General features: G+C 67.9%; 16 protein-coding genes and 2 tRNA genes. 11 read left to right on the top strand and 7 right to left on the bottom strand.

Annotated features, from left to right (window positions below):
• The first annotated feature begins 280 nt into the window (after window positions 1-280).
• Both ACFVYF_RS33825 and ACFVYF_RS33820 read left to right on the top strand, forming a co-directional pair.
• A complete protein-coding gene (locus ACFVYF_RS33825; RefSeq protein WP_389461568.1) occupies window positions 281-1,081 on the top strand; it encodes a GntR family transcriptional regulator in 801 nt (266 codons plus the stop codon).
• A complete protein-coding gene (locus ACFVYF_RS33820; protein ID WP_389461566.1) occupies window positions 1,078-1,743 on the top strand; it encodes a YdcF family protein in 666 nt (221 codons plus the stop codon). Before ACFVYF_RS33825 ends, ACFVYF_RS33820 begins: the two co-directional genes overlap by 4 nt.
• Before the next feature lie 212 nt (window positions 1,744-1,955).
• On the opposite strand, the gene ACFVYF_RS33815 is transcribed toward ACFVYF_RS33820, so the two are convergent.
• The 3 genes from ACFVYF_RS33815 to ACFVYF_RS33805 form a co-directional block, all read right to left on the bottom strand.
• Complete coding sequence (locus tag ACFVYF_RS33815) at window positions 1,956-2,807, bottom strand: hypothetical protein (protein ID WP_389461564.1); 852 nt, start codon at window positions 2,805-2,807, stop codon at window positions 1,956-1,958.
• An 86-nt stretch (window positions 2,808-2,893) separates the two neighbouring features.
• Window positions 2,894-3,430 (bottom strand): DUF6932 family protein, encoded by a 537-nt coding sequence (locus tag ACFVYF_RS33810; RefSeq protein ID WP_389461619.1) that lies wholly within the window; start codon window positions 3,428-3,430, stop codon window positions 2,894-2,896.
• A gap of 306 nt (window positions 3,431-3,736) precedes the next feature.
• The gene (locus ACFVYF_RS33805; RefSeq protein ID WP_389461563.1) at window positions 3,737-4,816 is read right to left on the bottom strand and encodes an MrcB family domain-containing protein; all 1,080 of its coding nucleotides are present in this window, start codon (window positions 4,814-4,816) and stop codon (window positions 3,737-3,739) included.
• Between the two features lie 434 nt (window positions 4,817-5,250).
• Between ACFVYF_RS33805 and ACFVYF_RS33800 the strand changes: the two genes are divergently transcribed.
• On the top strand, window positions 5,251-5,466 hold the full coding sequence (locus ACFVYF_RS33800; RefSeq protein ID WP_389461561.1) for a hypothetical protein: 216 nt from the start codon (window positions 5,251-5,253) through the stop codon (window positions 5,464-5,466).
• A 6-nt stretch (window positions 5,467-5,472) separates the two neighbouring features.
• Here ACFVYF_RS33800 and ACFVYF_RS33795 read toward each other — a convergent pair whose 3' ends face one another.
• The 3 genes from ACFVYF_RS33795 to ACFVYF_RS33785 form a co-directional block, all read right to left on the bottom strand.
• A complete protein-coding gene (locus ACFVYF_RS33795; RefSeq protein ID WP_389461560.1) occupies window positions 5,473-5,850 on the bottom strand; it encodes a nuclear transport factor 2 family protein in 378 nt (125 codons plus the stop codon).
• Between the two features lie 11 nt (window positions 5,851-5,861).
• Entirely contained in the window at window positions 5,862-6,518 is a 657-nt protein-coding gene (locus ACFVYF_RS33790) for an NAD(P)H-binding protein (RefSeq protein ID WP_389461558.1), read from the bottom strand.
• Window positions 6,519-6,775: 257 nt separating this feature from the next.
• Window positions 6,776-8,032 carry an amidohydrolase family protein gene (locus ACFVYF_RS33785; RefSeq protein WP_389461556.1) on the bottom strand — a complete coding sequence of 419 codons (1,257 nt, stop codon included), beginning with the start codon at window positions 8,030-8,032 and terminating at the stop codon, window positions 6,776-6,778.
• A 395-nt stretch (window positions 8,033-8,427) separates the two neighbouring features.
• On the opposite strand from ACFVYF_RS33785, the gene ACFVYF_RS33780 reads away from it, so the two are divergent.
• The 8 genes from ACFVYF_RS33780 to ACFVYF_RS33745 all read left to right on the top strand — a co-directional run bounded on the left by ACFVYF_RS33780 (window position 8,428) and on the right by ACFVYF_RS33745 (window position 13,358).
• Window positions 8,428-8,500: transfer RNA gene (locus ACFVYF_RS33780), tRNA-Thr, on the top strand.
• Between the two features lie 46 nt (window positions 8,501-8,546).
• A tRNA-Met gene (locus ACFVYF_RS33775) sits at window positions 8,547-8,619 on the top strand.
• Between the two features lie 88 nt (window positions 8,620-8,707).
• Window positions 8,708-8,872, top strand: a complete 165-nt coding sequence (gene rpmG / locus ACFVYF_RS33770) for a 50S ribosomal protein L33 (RefSeq protein ID WP_004571794.1) — start codon at window positions 8,708-8,710, stop codon at window positions 8,870-8,872.
• Between the two features lie 104 nt (window positions 8,873-8,976).
• The gene (locus ACFVYF_RS33765; RefSeq protein WP_389461554.1) at window positions 8,977-9,429 is read left to right on the top strand and encodes a MaoC family dehydratase N-terminal domain-containing protein; all 453 of its coding nucleotides are present in this window, start codon (window positions 8,977-8,979) and stop codon (window positions 9,427-9,429) included.
• Window position 9,430: 1 nt separating this feature from the next.
• A complete protein-coding gene (locus ACFVYF_RS33760; RefSeq protein ID WP_389461552.1) occupies window positions 9,431-9,859 on the top strand; it encodes a MaoC family dehydratase in 429 nt (142 codons plus the stop codon).
• A gap of 178 nt (window positions 9,860-10,037) precedes the next feature.
• Window positions 10,038-10,619: a TetR/AcrR family transcriptional regulator gene (locus ACFVYF_RS33755; protein WP_389461550.1), complete on the top strand. Its 582-nt coding sequence runs from the start codon at window positions 10,038-10,040 to the stop codon at window positions 10,617-10,619.
• A 94-nt stretch (window positions 10,620-10,713) separates the two neighbouring features.
• Window positions 10,714-12,159 carry an MFS transporter gene (locus tag ACFVYF_RS33750; protein WP_389461548.1) on the top strand — a complete coding sequence of 482 codons (1,446 nt, stop codon included), beginning with the start codon at window positions 10,714-10,716 and terminating at the stop codon, window positions 12,157-12,159.
• Window positions 12,160-12,302: 143 nt separating this feature from the next.
• Window positions 12,303-13,358 carry a UDP-N-acetylmuramate dehydrogenase gene (locus ACFVYF_RS33745; protein WP_389461546.1) on the top strand — a complete coding sequence of 352 codons (1,056 nt, stop codon included), beginning with the start codon at window positions 12,303-12,305 and terminating at the stop codon, window positions 13,356-13,358.
• A 40-nt stretch (window positions 13,359-13,398) separates the two neighbouring features.
• Here ACFVYF_RS33745 and ACFVYF_RS33740 read toward each other — a convergent pair whose 3' ends face one another.
• Window positions 13,399-14,427, bottom strand: coding sequence for an adenosine deaminase (locus ACFVYF_RS33740; protein ID WP_389461544.1), 1,029 nt, complete (start codon window positions 14,425-14,427; stop codon window positions 13,399-13,401).
• Window positions 14,428-14,585 lie beyond the last annotated feature (158 nt).

Below are 14,585 nucleotides of genomic sequence, written 5' to 3'. Positions count from 1 at the left end.
ACTGCGTACGGGGGGAACCCGTACGCATCCGTCCTCTTACTGGCAGGGGAGGGACGGCCTCCCAGGCACGCTGTTCAGTTCTCAAGGAACGACCGACGCGGGGCCCCACCTGCTCGAGCAATCCCGAACCGACTAGCCACCGAAGGGAGCCCAAAGAAGACCCTTTCGGCTCACTGTCCTAGGACTGCGAGTGGCCTGAGACGAGAATGGCACGCAGTCCTAGGACAGTCAACAGTCCTAGGACTGTGCTTCACTGGACACCTATTGAGAGGAGTTCGGCGTGGCACCTAAATGGCGCGACCTGGCGGACAGGCTCGCGGAGCAGATCAGGAACGGTGAGTACGCACCGGGCGACCAATTGCCCCAGATCAGAGAGTTGGTCGAGTCTGGCGAGGGCTCAAAGGCCACGGTCAATCAGGCCTACAAAGCCTTGGAGACCGAGGGTCTGGTGACCTCGACGCGCGGCCGCGGAACCGTCGTGCGTCCGCACACTCCCCTGAAACGGCTCGGCATCGCTCGCTACGACAAGGCCAAATGGCGCGATGGTGACGAGGTCGCGTTCATCGCTGACCGTGTGGCGTCCGGGCGCTCGTACGACCGGAACGAGCAGACTCAGACGGTCAGCCGCGTGAAGGCGCCGGCCGTCGTAGCCGCCGCTCACGGCCTGCCAGAAGGAGCGGACGTGTACGCGCGGGCGCGACTGGTGAAGGAAGGCGCGCAGCCGACTCACACCCTGACGAGCTACTACCGGCCTGAGCACGTGGAAGGAACCCGCATCGTGAACCCGGAGCCGGGTCCCGCTGGGCGCGGTGGTGGGTTCCGCGTCCTCTACGACGCCGGATACGAAATCGACCACATGACCGAGGAACTGTTCGCGCGGGTACCCACAGCCGAAGAGGCTCAGTTGCTCCAGCTCTCACCGGGTGAATGGGTGGTGGAGCTCCACCGGACCACGCGCACGGCTGACGGAACCGTGGTTGAGTTCGCCATCGGGGTGCACGCGGCTACACGGTTCGCCTGGTCGTATGACTTCAAGGTGCCCGACTCGGCAAAGACACTGGTGGAGGGCGAGAGAACGTGATCTCGGCTCAGGCGTGGGCGGACGCTCAGACGCTGTGGGACTTTCAGCAGATGGGTCATGAACCCCGCCCATGCTCCGTGGCTGTCGGTCTCGGCAGTCACGATCTAGGCGTGGCCGACACCACGGCGGAGCTGTACCACCGGGGCTTGTTCCCGTTCGTCGTCTTCACCGGAGCGACCAGCCGTACGACTCAGGAGCGGATGCCGCGCGGCGAAGCCGAGCACTACCGCGAGCGCGCCGTAGAGCTGGGGGTTCCGGAGCACGCCATCCTCGTCGAGCCGAACGCGCGGAACACCGGGGACAACATCCGCTTCTCACGCGCGGTCCTCGAAGAGCGACAGGTACCCGTCTCGTCTGTCCTACTGGTCAGCAAGCCATACGAGGAACGGCGTTCGTACGCGACGGCCCGGAAGCTGTGGCCGGGCGTCGAGTGGGTGTGTGCGTCCACCTCGATGACGCTCCCCGAATACATTGACTCGATCGGGGACGCGCGCCTTGTTCTCGACATGATGGTCGGCGCTCAGCAACGTCTCATGATCTACCCCCGACAGGGGTTCATGATCGAGCAGGAGATTCCCGACGACGTTCGGGCCGCGTTCGAGCGGCTCCGAGACAGCGGCTTCACGAGCCGACTCGCACCGGAAACCGCAGATCAGACCTGACAGGACAAGGGCCGTTCCGTCTCAGTTTCCGTCTCATTCACCCCCGTCCGGAGCCGTTCACGACGGTACGGGCTCCGGCTGAGTGGACGGGAATGAACGAGGTTGAACGACTGCGGATCATGCGCTGACCAGCACGAACAGACCTCGAAAGCGAGTGCGGTGCGTTGCTCCGTGGTCGGGACGGTCACGTACAGGTGCAATCGGGAAGACGATTATTCCTGTACAGCCTGTGGGATTTCCGAATGCTTCCCAGCAACGGAAAGGAGACGGTAATGCCGCTGCCCAACCTTTCCAGACTGAGACTTCTGAACCGTCACCTCTAGCGTGATCTCTACATCGCGATCGAGATTGTCCTTAACGGTCGGAATCAAAGAGTCATCAACATAACCGTGAATCTCTGTTCCGGCCTTAGTTTCGAAATAGAAGATTTGTCGTCTAGTTCGAAGGCCGTCAAGACGCCCGTGCATCCTTGCTGTAAAGCGCTCCTCTCGGGCGACCTCCAGTCGTCTCCGAATTTCACGCGTCATCCTAGGGGTGAGTTGCGATTTAAGCGTTTCACCCCCAAGGCGAGTCAGGCTCAACCCGACACTAACTTCAGCATTGAACCCAGTGACAAGGTCGGAGACTGCTCTGCGGACTACAGGAGATGCACCCATGAGGGAGTCGATGGAGTCCTCGTCTTCCCCGTTTTCGGGAAGTGCTCTAATTAGCTCTGCCATGCCAATTTCAGCCCAACCGGGACCCGGCAATGAGATCGCGCCTTCTTGCTCCACTTCGACTTCGGGAGTCAACTTGACGGAGAGGGATCCGAAAGTAGCCGACGCCACGTTGAAGCGTGCAAGTTGAATATCTTCAGGGAACAGCCTAACGACGTCTGCAAGACGAGAACGCCTAGATTTAGCTAGCCGCGCCACTGCTCGCTGAATGCGCCGCAAAAAGTCACCAGCATCATTCGCGGATACAGCATGATCGGGAGATTTTTCGTCGCAGAGATAAATCTCAAAGTCAGTAACCCTCGCAGGTTCAATATGCGAAAGCTCAGAAATCTTTTGCGTAGCCGCCATGAGGGAAGCTTGGCGAATCGCAGAAAGGGGGCCACCTCGCTGGGCGTTTTCGAGAGCCCTGGCATGCAAGTGACGGAGGTCGTTGGCTACCATGTCACCTCCAAATACCCCTTAGTAAGGCCGGGCACAATCTTTCCGTCTGTTCCCTTGACGCCGGACCAAGTCAGGTCCCACATCTTGAGCGCGTCCACATCCGTCGACAAGGCAAAGAAGCAGTCAATCAGGCCGCCCATGGGCTGAACCCTGGGGGTTGTGGCTCCAGGTTGAGCTACCTGTACACCCTGCAAGGTGAGCAGCTGAAGTAGGCGCTCCTCCTTCTCGGAGTTGAAGGCCTGCACCTCACTCGGATCGACGATGATCACCATGTCGATGTCCTTCGGCGCCTCCGGCTTGTGCGTGCAGAACCCACCATCCACCCACAGTGTGCCGCGCGAAAAGAGCTGCCGCACTAGCGAGTAGTGGATCTTGAACGCCTCGAAGATGAACTGCCGCGCCTCGCGATGGGGTGCGCCCGCCACGAAAAGATCATGCATCTCATCCAGGGTCGCAGGGTGTCTCCCCGCAGGAAGCCGCCCATCCGGGGTGAGCTGGAGGATGGCAGCCCCCTCTCCTTGCCAGCCCACCACGGGCCGCGCTGCCACGAGAGTCACACTTTACCCACCTTCGGCATCAACCATCCCGCGGACCGGGAGGTGCGCTCCGGCCCAACCGGTACGCCGACGGCTCCTGGTGGGCTTCCGGATCGCGCGCGACAAGTGCCTTCAATGACTACCGGTGGAGCTCTCGAAGGCTATGTGCGATGCCTTCGCGGTCTTAAGGAGGACGGCAGTCAAGATTTGACGGTTACGGCCGTGAGTCTTTACGTCGCGCCCTCCATTGAGGTCAGCTCTCTCTGATTCATCAAGGCGGCGCGCTGCGAGCGCTGCTGTCTACGCTTCCTTCTGGGCTAGGCCGGCGTTGACGGCCTCCGGTGATCCAGCCCAGCCGTCCTCGGTGGGCCAGACGGACGCGATTCCTTGATGACTGAGCAGGCGCACGTACACCTCGCCGATGGCTTCGGTGAACAGCGCCATGCGGCGCGGCTGAGTCTCCGCGGGGTAGAGCAGGAAAGCGTAGGTGGCGAGCTGACCGATTGCCTCACGGACGGCGTGGCTGACGTTTCCACGTCGAACTACCTTGGCCTCGATGAGCCAGTCATCGCCATCGCGCCTGGCGACAAGGTCCCGAGGGTGAACGTTCGTACCGGCGGTGAATCCGGCATCGGCGAGGAATGCTCCGTAGCGCTTTACCAGCGTCTCGTGCTTGCGGCTCTTCTTGATCTCGCGGGCTGTGATCTTTTGGACGTACTCGGCATCGTTCTTCGGAGCGAAGTAGAGGAGGGGGTCCTGGTCGCCAGTCACCTTCGGCTTGATCGTGGTGATCAATTCTCGCGTCGTGCTTCGCAGATCCTCACGCAAGACCAAGGCGTCCTGGTAGAGCTGGATCATCCTGCGGAGATCAGTTTTCAGCGTCTCTTCGGGGGGCAACGATTCGATGGCATACGCGCGGCCAAGGATGTTCCCGGCCTCGTAAGCCCGTGGCAGGCCAGACCTCCCGCCAAGGTCTATGACGTCATCGAGCCCGCTGGCCATGTTGTCCGGGAACGCGTCGCGGATGGCCGCGGCCTCACCTCGGAGTCGCTTCTCTGCCTCCCGAGCTCCGAACGTCTCACGCAGCTCCGTGACCCCCTGGTTAAGGCTGAGTGAGACTGTCTTCATGTCCTCAGAGAACAGGTAGACCAGGTACATGCCACGTGTCGCAGTGGTCGTCTCGTCGGGGTCAAAGAACGACACCCAAGGGCAGTACGCCCCTGCCCCGTTCCCCGCGCTTCCCTTGATGATGTAACTCGCAGGGATGTGGGGCTCAAAGACTGTGGGAGCCGACCTCAACAGCTTGCCGGCCGCGGACCCGGTGCCGGCCATGCGGTCGTAGGTAGAGGCGACCGTATGCAAGAACTCCCGTAGCGTCATGGCGAGATGGTAGGTGGCCGCACTGACAGTGGGTCCTCGCGCCATGGTGGTGGTCCTGCGATGCAGGCCCGGACACCTTGTGGGGTCAGCGTGGGGCGGATCGGCCTTGAACTGGCCTCTTGCCTGGTCAGTCGGTTGCACACGCGCGGTCTGTAAATCTGCCGGCTTAGCCTTCCCAGGTTCGAATCCTGGCGCCGCCACACGGGAACAAAGGGCCCGTGACCTGCCCTCTACGCAGGTCACGGGCCCTCTGTCATGCGCTCGCGCTCTCTGCTCCGCACGCACCTTCATTGCTCAGCGCTCCGCGCTTGCACACCACCGCATTGCCCTGTGCTCCGCACCACCTCATTTCCCCGTACCCCGCACGCACCCTCATTCCGGCCCCGGCGGCCGTCCTCGTTGAGTTTCGGTGGTCGCCGGGCACACTTGGGTTCATGTCGTCGCGCCGCAGGAACTGCCCCGAGTGCCGTCGCGAGATCGCTGTGGTCGCGGGGCGGTTCGCGCGGCACGACCCGCCGGGGGCGCGGGGGAGTGGCGAGCTGGTGTCGTGCCCGGGGTCGCGCAGGCACGCAGAGCTCGGCGCCGCCGCCCAGCCCGCCCTCGACGGCTATGTCGTGCCCGAGTTCCCGGGGCAGCTACCGCTGTTCTGACCGCGGTCAGGGCTGGCGTACGTCCATCCGGCTCACCAGGCCGTCCCCGGCGAAGCGGTACACGTGCTCCAAGGTCTCCGGTGCCCAGTGCTCGCCCGTCTCGTCCCGCAGGCCCGGCCGTACGGTGACCGCCACCCGCTCGCCGTCCTCGTCGAGGCGCAGCCCCTCCAGACGTACGAGCGGGTGACCGGAGGCGAACTGCCGGGTCCAGTAGGCGCGTACCTCGTCTCGGCCGTGGAGGCGGACGCCGTCGAGGACGTTCGGCCAGTCCACGTCCGAGGACAGGCAGATCTCCATGAAGTCGTCGCGCTCGTCGGTGCTGAAGACCTCGTACATGCGGCGCAGCAGGGCCTCCTGCGCGGCGGGTACGCCCGTCGTCACCATGGCCGGCTCTCTCAGTTCCCGGCCACCGACTTCGCTGCCACAGAGACCGGTGTCGAGCCGCTGATCAACTCAAGGGTCAGGCCCGCCGTCGCCGGTGTCTCCACCAACTCGGCCAGCACCGCCGCGACGTCGTCCCGCGGGATCGAGCCGCGGCCCGTGGAGGCCTCCAGGCGGACGAGTCCCGTGCCGGGGTCGTCCGTGAGGGAACCGGGGCGCAGGATCGTCCAGTCCAGCGCCGTACGGCCGCTCACGTACGCGTCGGCCTCGCCCTTGGCGCGGAGATACGCGTCGAAGACCCCGTCGCCGTGGTGGGCCGGGTCCGCGCCCATGGACGACACGACGATGTACCGCCGTACGCCCGCCTGTTCCGCCGCGTCGGCGAACAGGACCGCGGCGGCCCGGTCCACGGTGTCCTTGCGGGACACGCTGCTGCCGGGGCCCGCGCCCGCCGCGAAGACGGCCGCGTCCGCGCCCTCCAGATGGCCGGAGACCTCGTCAAGGGTCGCCGTCTCCAGATCGCACACGATCGGTTCGGCGCCGGCTTCGCGCAGGTCGTCGCCCTGTTCCGCGCGGCGGATGATCCCCGCGACCTCGTTACCGCGCCCGGCGAGCAGCCGCTCGAGCCGCAGCGCGATCTGACCATGACCTCCAGCAATGACAATGCGCATGTTTCCGACCGTACGCCCGGACGGCCTCCTTCGCCCCACAACCCTGTGGACAACTCGCGCACCTCCCGAGCCATCACCGGAACGGAGACCGTGAGCCAGCACCCCGGTGGCCGGCGATCACCGCGGCCCTCCCGGACGTATGCCGCGGCCGTCCTCGCGAAACGCCCCGTCGGCCGCCGCGCAGAACGCACCTCCACGCGCGCGTGGAGACCGCCCCAGCCCCCAACGCGGTCAACTCGCGCCCGCGCGGAGGCCGTTCACGACGGCTCTCCCCGCCCCTGGCGCGGCAGGTCCAGGGCCGCCGTGGCCGCCGAGCTGCAGTACTCCCGCACCGCGCTCGTCCGCGCCACAACACGCCCCCTGTGTACGACGATCCGGCTGTACGCGAGCGACAGCGCACCGGCGAGACGGTCGCCGCGTACGGCGAGGAGTTCGGCCGGGAAACCGGCCTCGACGCGCACTTCGGAGAGACCGAGGGCGGCGCGGGCCGCGGAACTCACCGCGTCGTAGGCGTCCTCCGGCCGCAGCGCGTACCGCGAGGCCAGCAGGTACGCCGCCTCGAGCGGGTCGCCGCGGCCCACCGGGTTCGACACGTCACGGAGGGCTCCGCTGCCCGCCGCGACCCGGACCCCGGCCGACCGCAGCAGCCGTACCGGAGCGGTGCCGCGCCGGTCGGCGCTTCCGCAGCCGCCCTGCGGAAGGCACACCACGCTCACGCCGGCCGCCGCGAGCTGGTCCGCCGCACGGGCGGCCGCGTCGGCCGGCAGGCGCTCCAGGCCGCCGCAGGGGCCGAGCGTGACGCCGGGCCGCAACCCGCCCGCCATCGCCGCGAGCCGGGCCAGCCGGGCCGGATCGTCGGCGTCCGTGTGCAGGTCGACCGGGCAGCCGTGCTCGGAGGCGATCTCCAGAACCGCCTCCACGTACCCCGTCGGGTCGGGATCGGCGTCGGGGCAGCCGCCCACTACGGAGGCGCCCATTTTCAGCGCGTCCCGCAGTATCGCGAGCCCGTCGGCCCCGGCGACGCCGGTCAGCAGCCGGGGCATCGCCACCGTCGACAGTTCGGCGAGCCCGCGCAGCGCCCGCCGTGCCTGGAGCACCGCCGCCAGTGCGCCGAGGCCCTGCACATCGCCGACGCGTACGTGCGAGCGCAGCGCCGTGGCTCCGTGGCCGAGTTGGAGCAGCGCCGCTTCCGTCGTCCGGCGCTGGACCTCTTCGGGCTCGTACGAGGCCGGTCCGTCGCCCTCGGCGGAGAAGGCGGTGTCGCCGTGGGCGTGCGGTTCGGCGGGAGCCGGCAGGAGGAGATAGCCGCTGAGGTCCACGCGCGTGCCGGGGGCCGGGTTGCCGGCCGCGCTCGGTGCCAGGCTGCCGGCGGTGCCCACGGCTTCGATACGTCCGCCGCCCAGCCGCACGTCCACGGTCCGGCCGTCGGTGAGCCGTGCCCCGCACAGCAGAAGGGCGGCAGCGTCGGCGTGTCCCGACGAGGAGTGGGGCTGTCGCGGCTGACTGTCGGGCATCGCGCTCCTGTGGCTCGGGGCTCCGCGCGGAGGGACGCTGATCACGCAGAGTGAGTCGAGCCTAGGGTCGTGACCGCCTCGCATCCGGGAGGAGCGGAATAGTCGTACCGGTGTGGTCCGGGCGGCTCACGACCGTCGTCGCGCGCCGGCATTCCGGTGCGGCCAGGAGGGCGGGCCGGGGTGCCCGGGAGGGCGGGATCGATGCCGCGCGTGTGTGTCGACGGCACGCGCGGGAGCGGTTCACGGGCCCTGAAGTGCGGTGGTTCGCAGCTGTGGTTCGTGGGGCGTATGGGGGCCCGGACAACGTCCGGGGAAGGGCGGGGAACACCCCGGGGCAGGTGCCGCGAAACGGATTTGGGCGATCGGCGGCCGACCGTGTAATGTCTTCATCGCTCGCCCCAATAGCTCAGTCGGTAGAGCGTCTCCATGGTAAGGAGAAGGTCTACGGTTCGATTCCGTATTGGGGCTCTGGTGTGGGAGGTTCCCGTCGCTAGGCGGGAACTGATCACATCTCAGCGGTGTAGCTCAGTCGGTAGAGCAAGCGGCTCATAATCGCTGTGTCACCGGTTCAAGTCCGGTCACCGCTACTGACAGTAGCCGATTGTGGGGTCGGTCCTTCGATCGGCTACTCTTTTATGCGTTCATCGTCCCATCCGTTCGTCAAGGAGCACTCCTGTGGCTGCCACCGACGTCCGCCCGAAGATCACGCTGGCCTGCGTGGAGTGCAAGGAGCGGAACTACATCACCAAGAAGAACCGGCGTAACGACCCGGACCGACTGGAGATGAAGAAGCACTGCCCGCGTTGCAATGCGCACACCGCGCACCGCGAAACGCGATAGTTTCAGGCTCGTACACGAGGCCGTCCCCTTTGCGGGGGGCGGCCTCGCGTCGTTGTTCCCGTACGTCGTTGTCCGAGGTGAGAGAACCAGGAGGTGCCGAGCCCATGGCGCTCGACCAGTCCTTCGTGGGGCGGTCCTACCCGCCCTCCGACCCCTACGAGGTCGGCCGGGAGAAGATCCGCGAGTTCGCGGAGGCGGTGGGGGACACCAACCCGGCGTACACGGACCCGGAGGCCGCCAGGGCGCTCGGGCACTCCGATGTGATCGCCCCGCCGACCTTCGTCTTCACGATCACCTACAAGGCGGCAGGCCAGGTCGTCCGGGACCCGCAGCTGGGCCTCGACTACAACCGCGTGGTGCACGGCGACCAGAAGTTCGCCTACACCCGGCCGGTGCGCGCGGGTGACCGGCTCACGGTCACCTCGACCATCGAGTCGATCAAGTCCCTCGCGGGCAACGACATCCTGGACATCCGCGGGGAAGTTCACGACGAGGCCGGCGAGCACGTCGTCACGGCCGTCACCAAGCTCGTGGCGCGCGCGGCGGAGGAGGGCTGACATGACGGCGAAGATCTCTTACGCGGACGTCGAGGTCGGCACCGAACTGCCGGCGGGAACCTTCCCCGTGACCCGGGCCACGCTCGTGCAGTACGCGGGTGCCTCCGGGGACTTCAACCCGATCCACTGGAACGAGAAGTTCGCGGTCGAGGTCGGTCTCCCCGACGTCATCGCGCACGGCATGTTCACCATGGCCGAAGCCGTCCGTGTCGTCACCGACTGGGCAGGCGACCCGGGCGCGGTCGTCGAGTACGGGGTCCGCTTCACCAAGCCCGTCGTCGTCCCGAACGACGACAAGGGAGCGGTCATCGAGGTCAGTGGCAAGGTCGCGGCCAAGCTCGACGACAACACCGTCCGCGTCGACCTCGTCGCGACGAGCGCGGGCCAGAAGGTCCTGGGCATGTCCCGGGCTGTCGTACGGCTGGCCTGAGGGCGGGGCATCCGCCGTCCCGGGCAGGTAGTCAGCGGCCTTGGGCGGGCAATCAGCAGCACTGGGTAAGGGGCGCCGGCCATTGCGGGCGCCCCTTACGCGTACGGGGCGGCGACCGCCTTCGTACGGGGCGGCGACCCCCTTGACGTAGTTAGTGATTGAGTACTAACTTACTCGCATGGTCAGGATGAGCGCAGAAGAGAGGCGCGAGAGCGTCATCCGCGCGGCGATGAGCGAGTTCGCCCGCGGCGGCTATCACGGCACCTCCACCGAGGCGATCGCCAAGCGCGTGGGTGTCTCGCAGCCGTATCTCTTCCGGCTCTTCCCGGGCAAGAAGGCGATCTTCCTCGCGGCGGCCGAGCGCTGCATGGAGGACTGGCGGCGCACCTTCGCGGAGTCCTCCATGGGGCTGGAGGGCGAGGAGGCCCTGCACGCCATGGCGAACGCGTACACGCGGGTCATCGCGGAGCATCCCGAGCGGCTGCTCATGCAGATGCAGATGTACGTCGCGGCGGCGGCGGCCGAGGAGGCCGGCGATCACGAACTCGGTGAGGCGGCACGGGCCGGCTGGATGCGCCTGTGGGACACGGTCCACCTGCCGCTCGGCGCCGACGTCAACGAGACCACGACCTTCATGGCCTACGGAATGCTCGTCAACTGCCTGGTGGCCATGGGCTTTCCGCCCGAACACCGGGTCTGGGAAGGGCTGTATCCGTCGGTGCGGGTCGACGGGCGGCTCGAGGCCCGGCCGGAGAAGTAGGCGGGGGCGAAGGGGGCCGCGTGCGCCTTTCCCTGCCCGGCAAAGTTAGTCAGTAATAACTAATCGTCAGTGCGAACCACCCACTGGGGGAGCGATGTCACAGCAGACAGCACGTCGCGGGGGAGCCGCCTGGGCCCTCGTCATCACCAGCGTCGCCGGCTTCATGGCGGCCCTCGACAACCTGGTCGTCACCACCGCCCTGCCGTCGATCCGCAAGGATCTCGGGGGAGCGATGGACGACCTCGAGTGGACCGTGAGCGCGTACACGCTCACCTTCGCCGTGCTGCTGATGTTCGGCGCGGCACTGGGCGACCGGTTCGGCCGGCGCCGGCTCTTCCTCGTCGGTGTCACCGTCTTCACCGGCGCTTCAGCCGCCGCGGCCATGGCGCCCGGCATCGACTCACTGATCGCGGCCCGCGCGGTCCAGGGGGTCGGCGCGGCCATCATGATGCCGCTGACGCTGACCCTGCTGACGGCGGCGGTTCCGGTGGCCAAGCGCGGGATGGCGTACGGGATATGGGGCGCCGTGAACGGTCTCGCCGTGGCGTCCGGGCCTCTCATCGGCGGCAGCCTCACCGAACACGTGTCCTGGCACTGGATCTTCTGGCTGAACGTCCCGCTGGGTCTCGCCCTGCTGCCGCTGGCCCGGCTGCGCCTCTCCGAGTCGTACGGCTCCGACGCTCCGCTCGACATCCCCGGCACCCTGCTCGCCAGCAGCGGCCTCTTCGGGATCGTGTACGGACTGGTCCGCGGGCCCGCCGACGGCTGGACCAGCCCGATCGTCCTGACCGGCCTCTTCGCGGGCACCGCGCTGCTCACCGGCTTCGTCTTCCACGGCATCCGCGCCAAGAACCCGATGCTGCCGATGCGGCTCTTCCGCTCCCGGGCCTTCGCCGGGATCAATGCCGCGAGCCTGCTGATGTTCCTCGGGATGTTCGGCTCGATCTTCCTGCTCAGCCAGTACATGCAGGGCGTCCTCGGCTACTCGCCCACCGAGGCGGGGCTGCGGATGCTGCCCTGGACCGGTATGCCTATGCTCGTCGCGCCGATCGCCGGTTACCTCTCCGACCGCATCGGCGGCCGTCCCGTGGTCGCCACCGGGCTCTTCCTGCAGGCGGTCGGGCTCGCCTACTACGCCTGGGTGCTCGCCGCCGACGTTTCGTACGCCGCGCAGCTGCCCGCCCTGATCGTCAACGGCATCGGAATGGCCCTGTACTTCGCCCCCGCCGCCAACCTGGTCATGTCCAGCGTCCACCCCAAGGAGCAGGGCATCGCCTCCGGCGCCAACAACGCACTGCGCGAGGTCGGCGGTGCGCTCGGTATCGCGGTGATGGGCTCGATCTTCTCCGCCCAGGGCGGCTACGAGTCCGCGCAGACCTTCGTGGACGGCCTGCGGCCCGCACTGTGGGTGGGCGCCGCGGTGGTGGCCGTGGCGGCGATCGCGGCCCTGATCATCCCGAGCGCGCGCCGTGCCGTCCGCACCGGGACCGACGCGACCGCCTCCGCCGAGGCGCCGGCCCTGGAGACGGCCTGCAGCTGACGGCACCGCCCGCGCAGACCCACCACCCACGACCCACCACGCATACGGCACCGGAACGGCCCCGCCCCACCGGCGGGGCCGTTCCCGTGCTCGTGGCGCACCGGTGGCCGGACGATCCCGCCCCTTCTCGTACTCTTGAGCCCGTGCAGGAACTCCACGACGCTCCGCTCGCCCCGCTGACCACCTTCCGCCTCGGCGGTCCCGCCACCCGGCTGATCACCGCGACCACCGACGCCGAGGTGATCGCCGCCGTCCGCGAGGCCGACGACAGCGGTACGCCACTGCTGCTCATCGGCGGCGGATCGAACCTGGTCATCGGCGACAAGGGCTTCGCCGGAACCGCCCTGCGCATCGCGACGAGCGGCTTCGCGCTCGACGGTACGAAGCTGGAGCTGGCGGCCGGCGAGGTGTGGACCGACGCGGTCGCCCGCACGGTCGAGGCCGGGCTCGCCGGCGTCGAGTGCCTCGCCGGTATCCCCGGCTCGGCGGGCGCCACCCCCATCCAGAACGTGGGCGCGTACGGCCAGGAAGTCTCCTCGACCATCACCGAAGTGGTCGCCTACGACCGGAGGACCGGCGACACGGTCACGCTGGCCAACGCCGACTGCTCCTTCTCGTACCGCCACAGCCGCTTCAAGGCCGACCCCGAGCGCTATGTCGTGCTGCGCGTGCGCTTCGAGCTGGAGGACGCCGCGGGACTGAGCGCGCCGGTCAAGTACGCCGAGACGGCGCGCGTCCTCGGTGTCGAACCCGGCGACCGCGTGCCCCTCGCCGCCGCCCGCGAGACGGTGCTCGAGCTGCGCTCCGGCAAGGGCATGGTCCTCGACCCCGAGGACCACGACACCTGGTCGGCCGGGTCGTTCTTCACCAACCCGATCCTCACGGACGAGGAGTTCGTCGCGTTCCACGCGCGCGTGCAGGAGCGGCTCGGGGACGGCGTGGTGCCCCCCGCGTACCCGGCGGGCGACAGCCACACCAAGACCTCCGCGGCCTGGCTGATCGACAAGTCGGGCTTCACCAAGGGCTACGGCAGCGGGCCGGCCCGGATCTCCACCAAGCACACGCTGGCCCTCACCAACCGGGGCGAGGCCACCACCGAGGACCTCCTCGCGCTGGCCCGCGAGGTCGTGGCCGGAGTCCGCGAGGCCTTCGGAATCACCTTGGTCAACGAACCGGTGACGGTGGGCGTCAGCCTCTAGCAGGTCTGCCGGGGACTCTTTTCGGCCTGCTTCCGCCGCTTCAGGAGGCCGGCCCGGCGAGCCAGTCGTCGACGCCGGACAGCAGCTTCGTGCGCACGTCCTCCGGGGCGGCCGAACCCCGGATGGACTGCCGGGCCAGCTCGGCCAGTTCGGCGTCCGTGAAGCCGTGGTGACGGCGCGCGATCTCGTACTGCGCGGCCAGCCGCGAGCCGAACAGCAGCGGGTCGTCCGCGCCGAGCGCCAGCGGGACCCCGGCTTCGAACAGAGTCCTCAGGGGGACGTCCTCGGGCTTCTCGTAGACGCCCAGGGCGACATTGGACGCCGGGCAGACCTCGCAGGTCACCCCCCGGTCCGCCAGCCGCTTCATCAGCCGCGGGTCATCGGCCGCCCGTACGCCGTGCCCGATCCGCGAGGCGTGCAGATCGTCCAGGCAGTCGCGTACGGACGACGGTCCGGCGAGCTCACCGCCGTGCGGCGCGGCCAGCAGCCCGCCCTCGCGGGCGATGGCGAAGGCCCGGTCGAAGTCCCGTGCCATGCCCCGGCGTTCGTCGTTGGAGAGCCCGAAGCCGACGATGCCCCGGTCCGCGTACCGCACGGCCAGCCGGGCCAGCGTGCGGGCGTCCAGCGGGTGTTTCATGCGGTTCGCCGCCACGAGGACCCGCATGCCGAGGCCGGTCTCGCGCGAGGTCGTGTCCACCGCGTCCAGGATGACCTCCAGCGCCGGGATCAGACCGCCCAGCCGAGGCGCGTACGAGGTCGGGTCGACCTGGATCTCCAGCCACCCCGAGCCGTCCTTGAGATCCTCCTCGGCGGCCTCGCGCACCAGGCGCTGAATGTCCTCGGGATCCCTGAGGCACGACCGGGCGGCGTCGTAGAGCCGCTGGAAGCGGAACCAGCCCCGCTCGTCCGTCGCCCGCAGCTTCGGTGGCTCCGCGCCGGTCAGCGCGTCGGGCAGATGGATCCCGTGCTTGTCGGCCAGGTCCAGCAGGGTGGTGTGCCGCATCGACCCGGTGAAGTGCAGGTGCAGATGGGCCTTCGGCAGCTCAGAGACATCACGTACACGCTCCATCCCAGGATCCTGCCGTACGGGAATGTGGTGCCGGTAGCGCTTTCCCTGATCGTGGTCTTGCCCGAACGAAGAAGCGGGAGGGCACCGCCTCACGTGAGGCGGTGCCCTCCCGCACGCACGCGTGGGGCACGAAAACGGAAACGGCACCCCAGGGGCGT

Source organism: Streptomyces sp. NPDC058274, assembly GCF_042881375.1.
Taxonomy (GTDB): Bacteria; Actinomycetota; Actinomycetes; order Streptomycetales; family Streptomycetaceae; genus Streptomyces.
This window is presented reverse-complemented; position numbering and strand designations above follow the sequence as displayed.

Excerpts from the sequence above, each read along its gene's own strand:
- ACFVYF_RS33815 (WP_389461564.1), bottom strand. The coding sequence starts at position 2,807 with ATGGCGGCTACGCAAAAGATTTCTGAGCTTTCGCATATTGAACCTGCG.
- ACFVYF_RS33805 (WP_389461563.1), bottom strand. The coding sequence starts at position 4,816 with ATGACGCTACGGGAGTTCTTGCATACGGTCGCCTCTACCTACGACCGC.
- ACFVYF_RS33800 (WP_389461561.1), top strand. The coding sequence starts at position 5,251 with ATGTCGTCGCGCCGCAGGAACTGCCCCGAGTGCCGTCGCGAGATCGCT.
- ACFVYF_RS33795 (WP_389461560.1), bottom strand. The coding sequence starts at position 5,850 with ATGGTGACGACGGGCGTACCCGCCGCGCAGGAGGCCCTGCTGCGCCGC.
- ACFVYF_RS33790 (WP_389461558.1), bottom strand. The coding sequence starts at position 6,518 with ATGCGCATTGTCATTGCTGGAGGTCATGGTCAGATCGCGCTGCGGCTC.
- ACFVYF_RS33785 (WP_389461556.1), bottom strand. The coding sequence starts at position 8,032 with ATGCCCGACAGTCAGCCGCGACAGCCCCACTCCTCGTCGGGACACGCC.
- ACFVYF_RS33765 (WP_389461554.1), top strand. The coding sequence starts at position 8,977 with ATGGCGCTCGACCAGTCCTTCGTGGGGCGGTCCTACCCGCCCTCCGAC.
- ACFVYF_RS33760 (WP_389461552.1), top strand. The coding sequence starts at position 9,431 with ATGACGGCGAAGATCTCTTACGCGGACGTCGAGGTCGGCACCGAACTG.
- ACFVYF_RS33755 (WP_389461550.1), top strand. The coding sequence starts at position 10,038 with ATGGTCAGGATGAGCGCAGAAGAGAGGCGCGAGAGCGTCATCCGCGCG.
- ACFVYF_RS33750 (WP_389461548.1), top strand. The coding sequence starts at position 10,714 with ATGTCACAGCAGACAGCACGTCGCGGGGGAGCCGCCTGGGCCCTCGTC.
- ACFVYF_RS33740 (WP_389461544.1), bottom strand. The coding sequence starts at position 14,427 with ATGGAGCGTGTACGTGATGTCTCTGAGCTGCCGAAGGCCCATCTGCAC.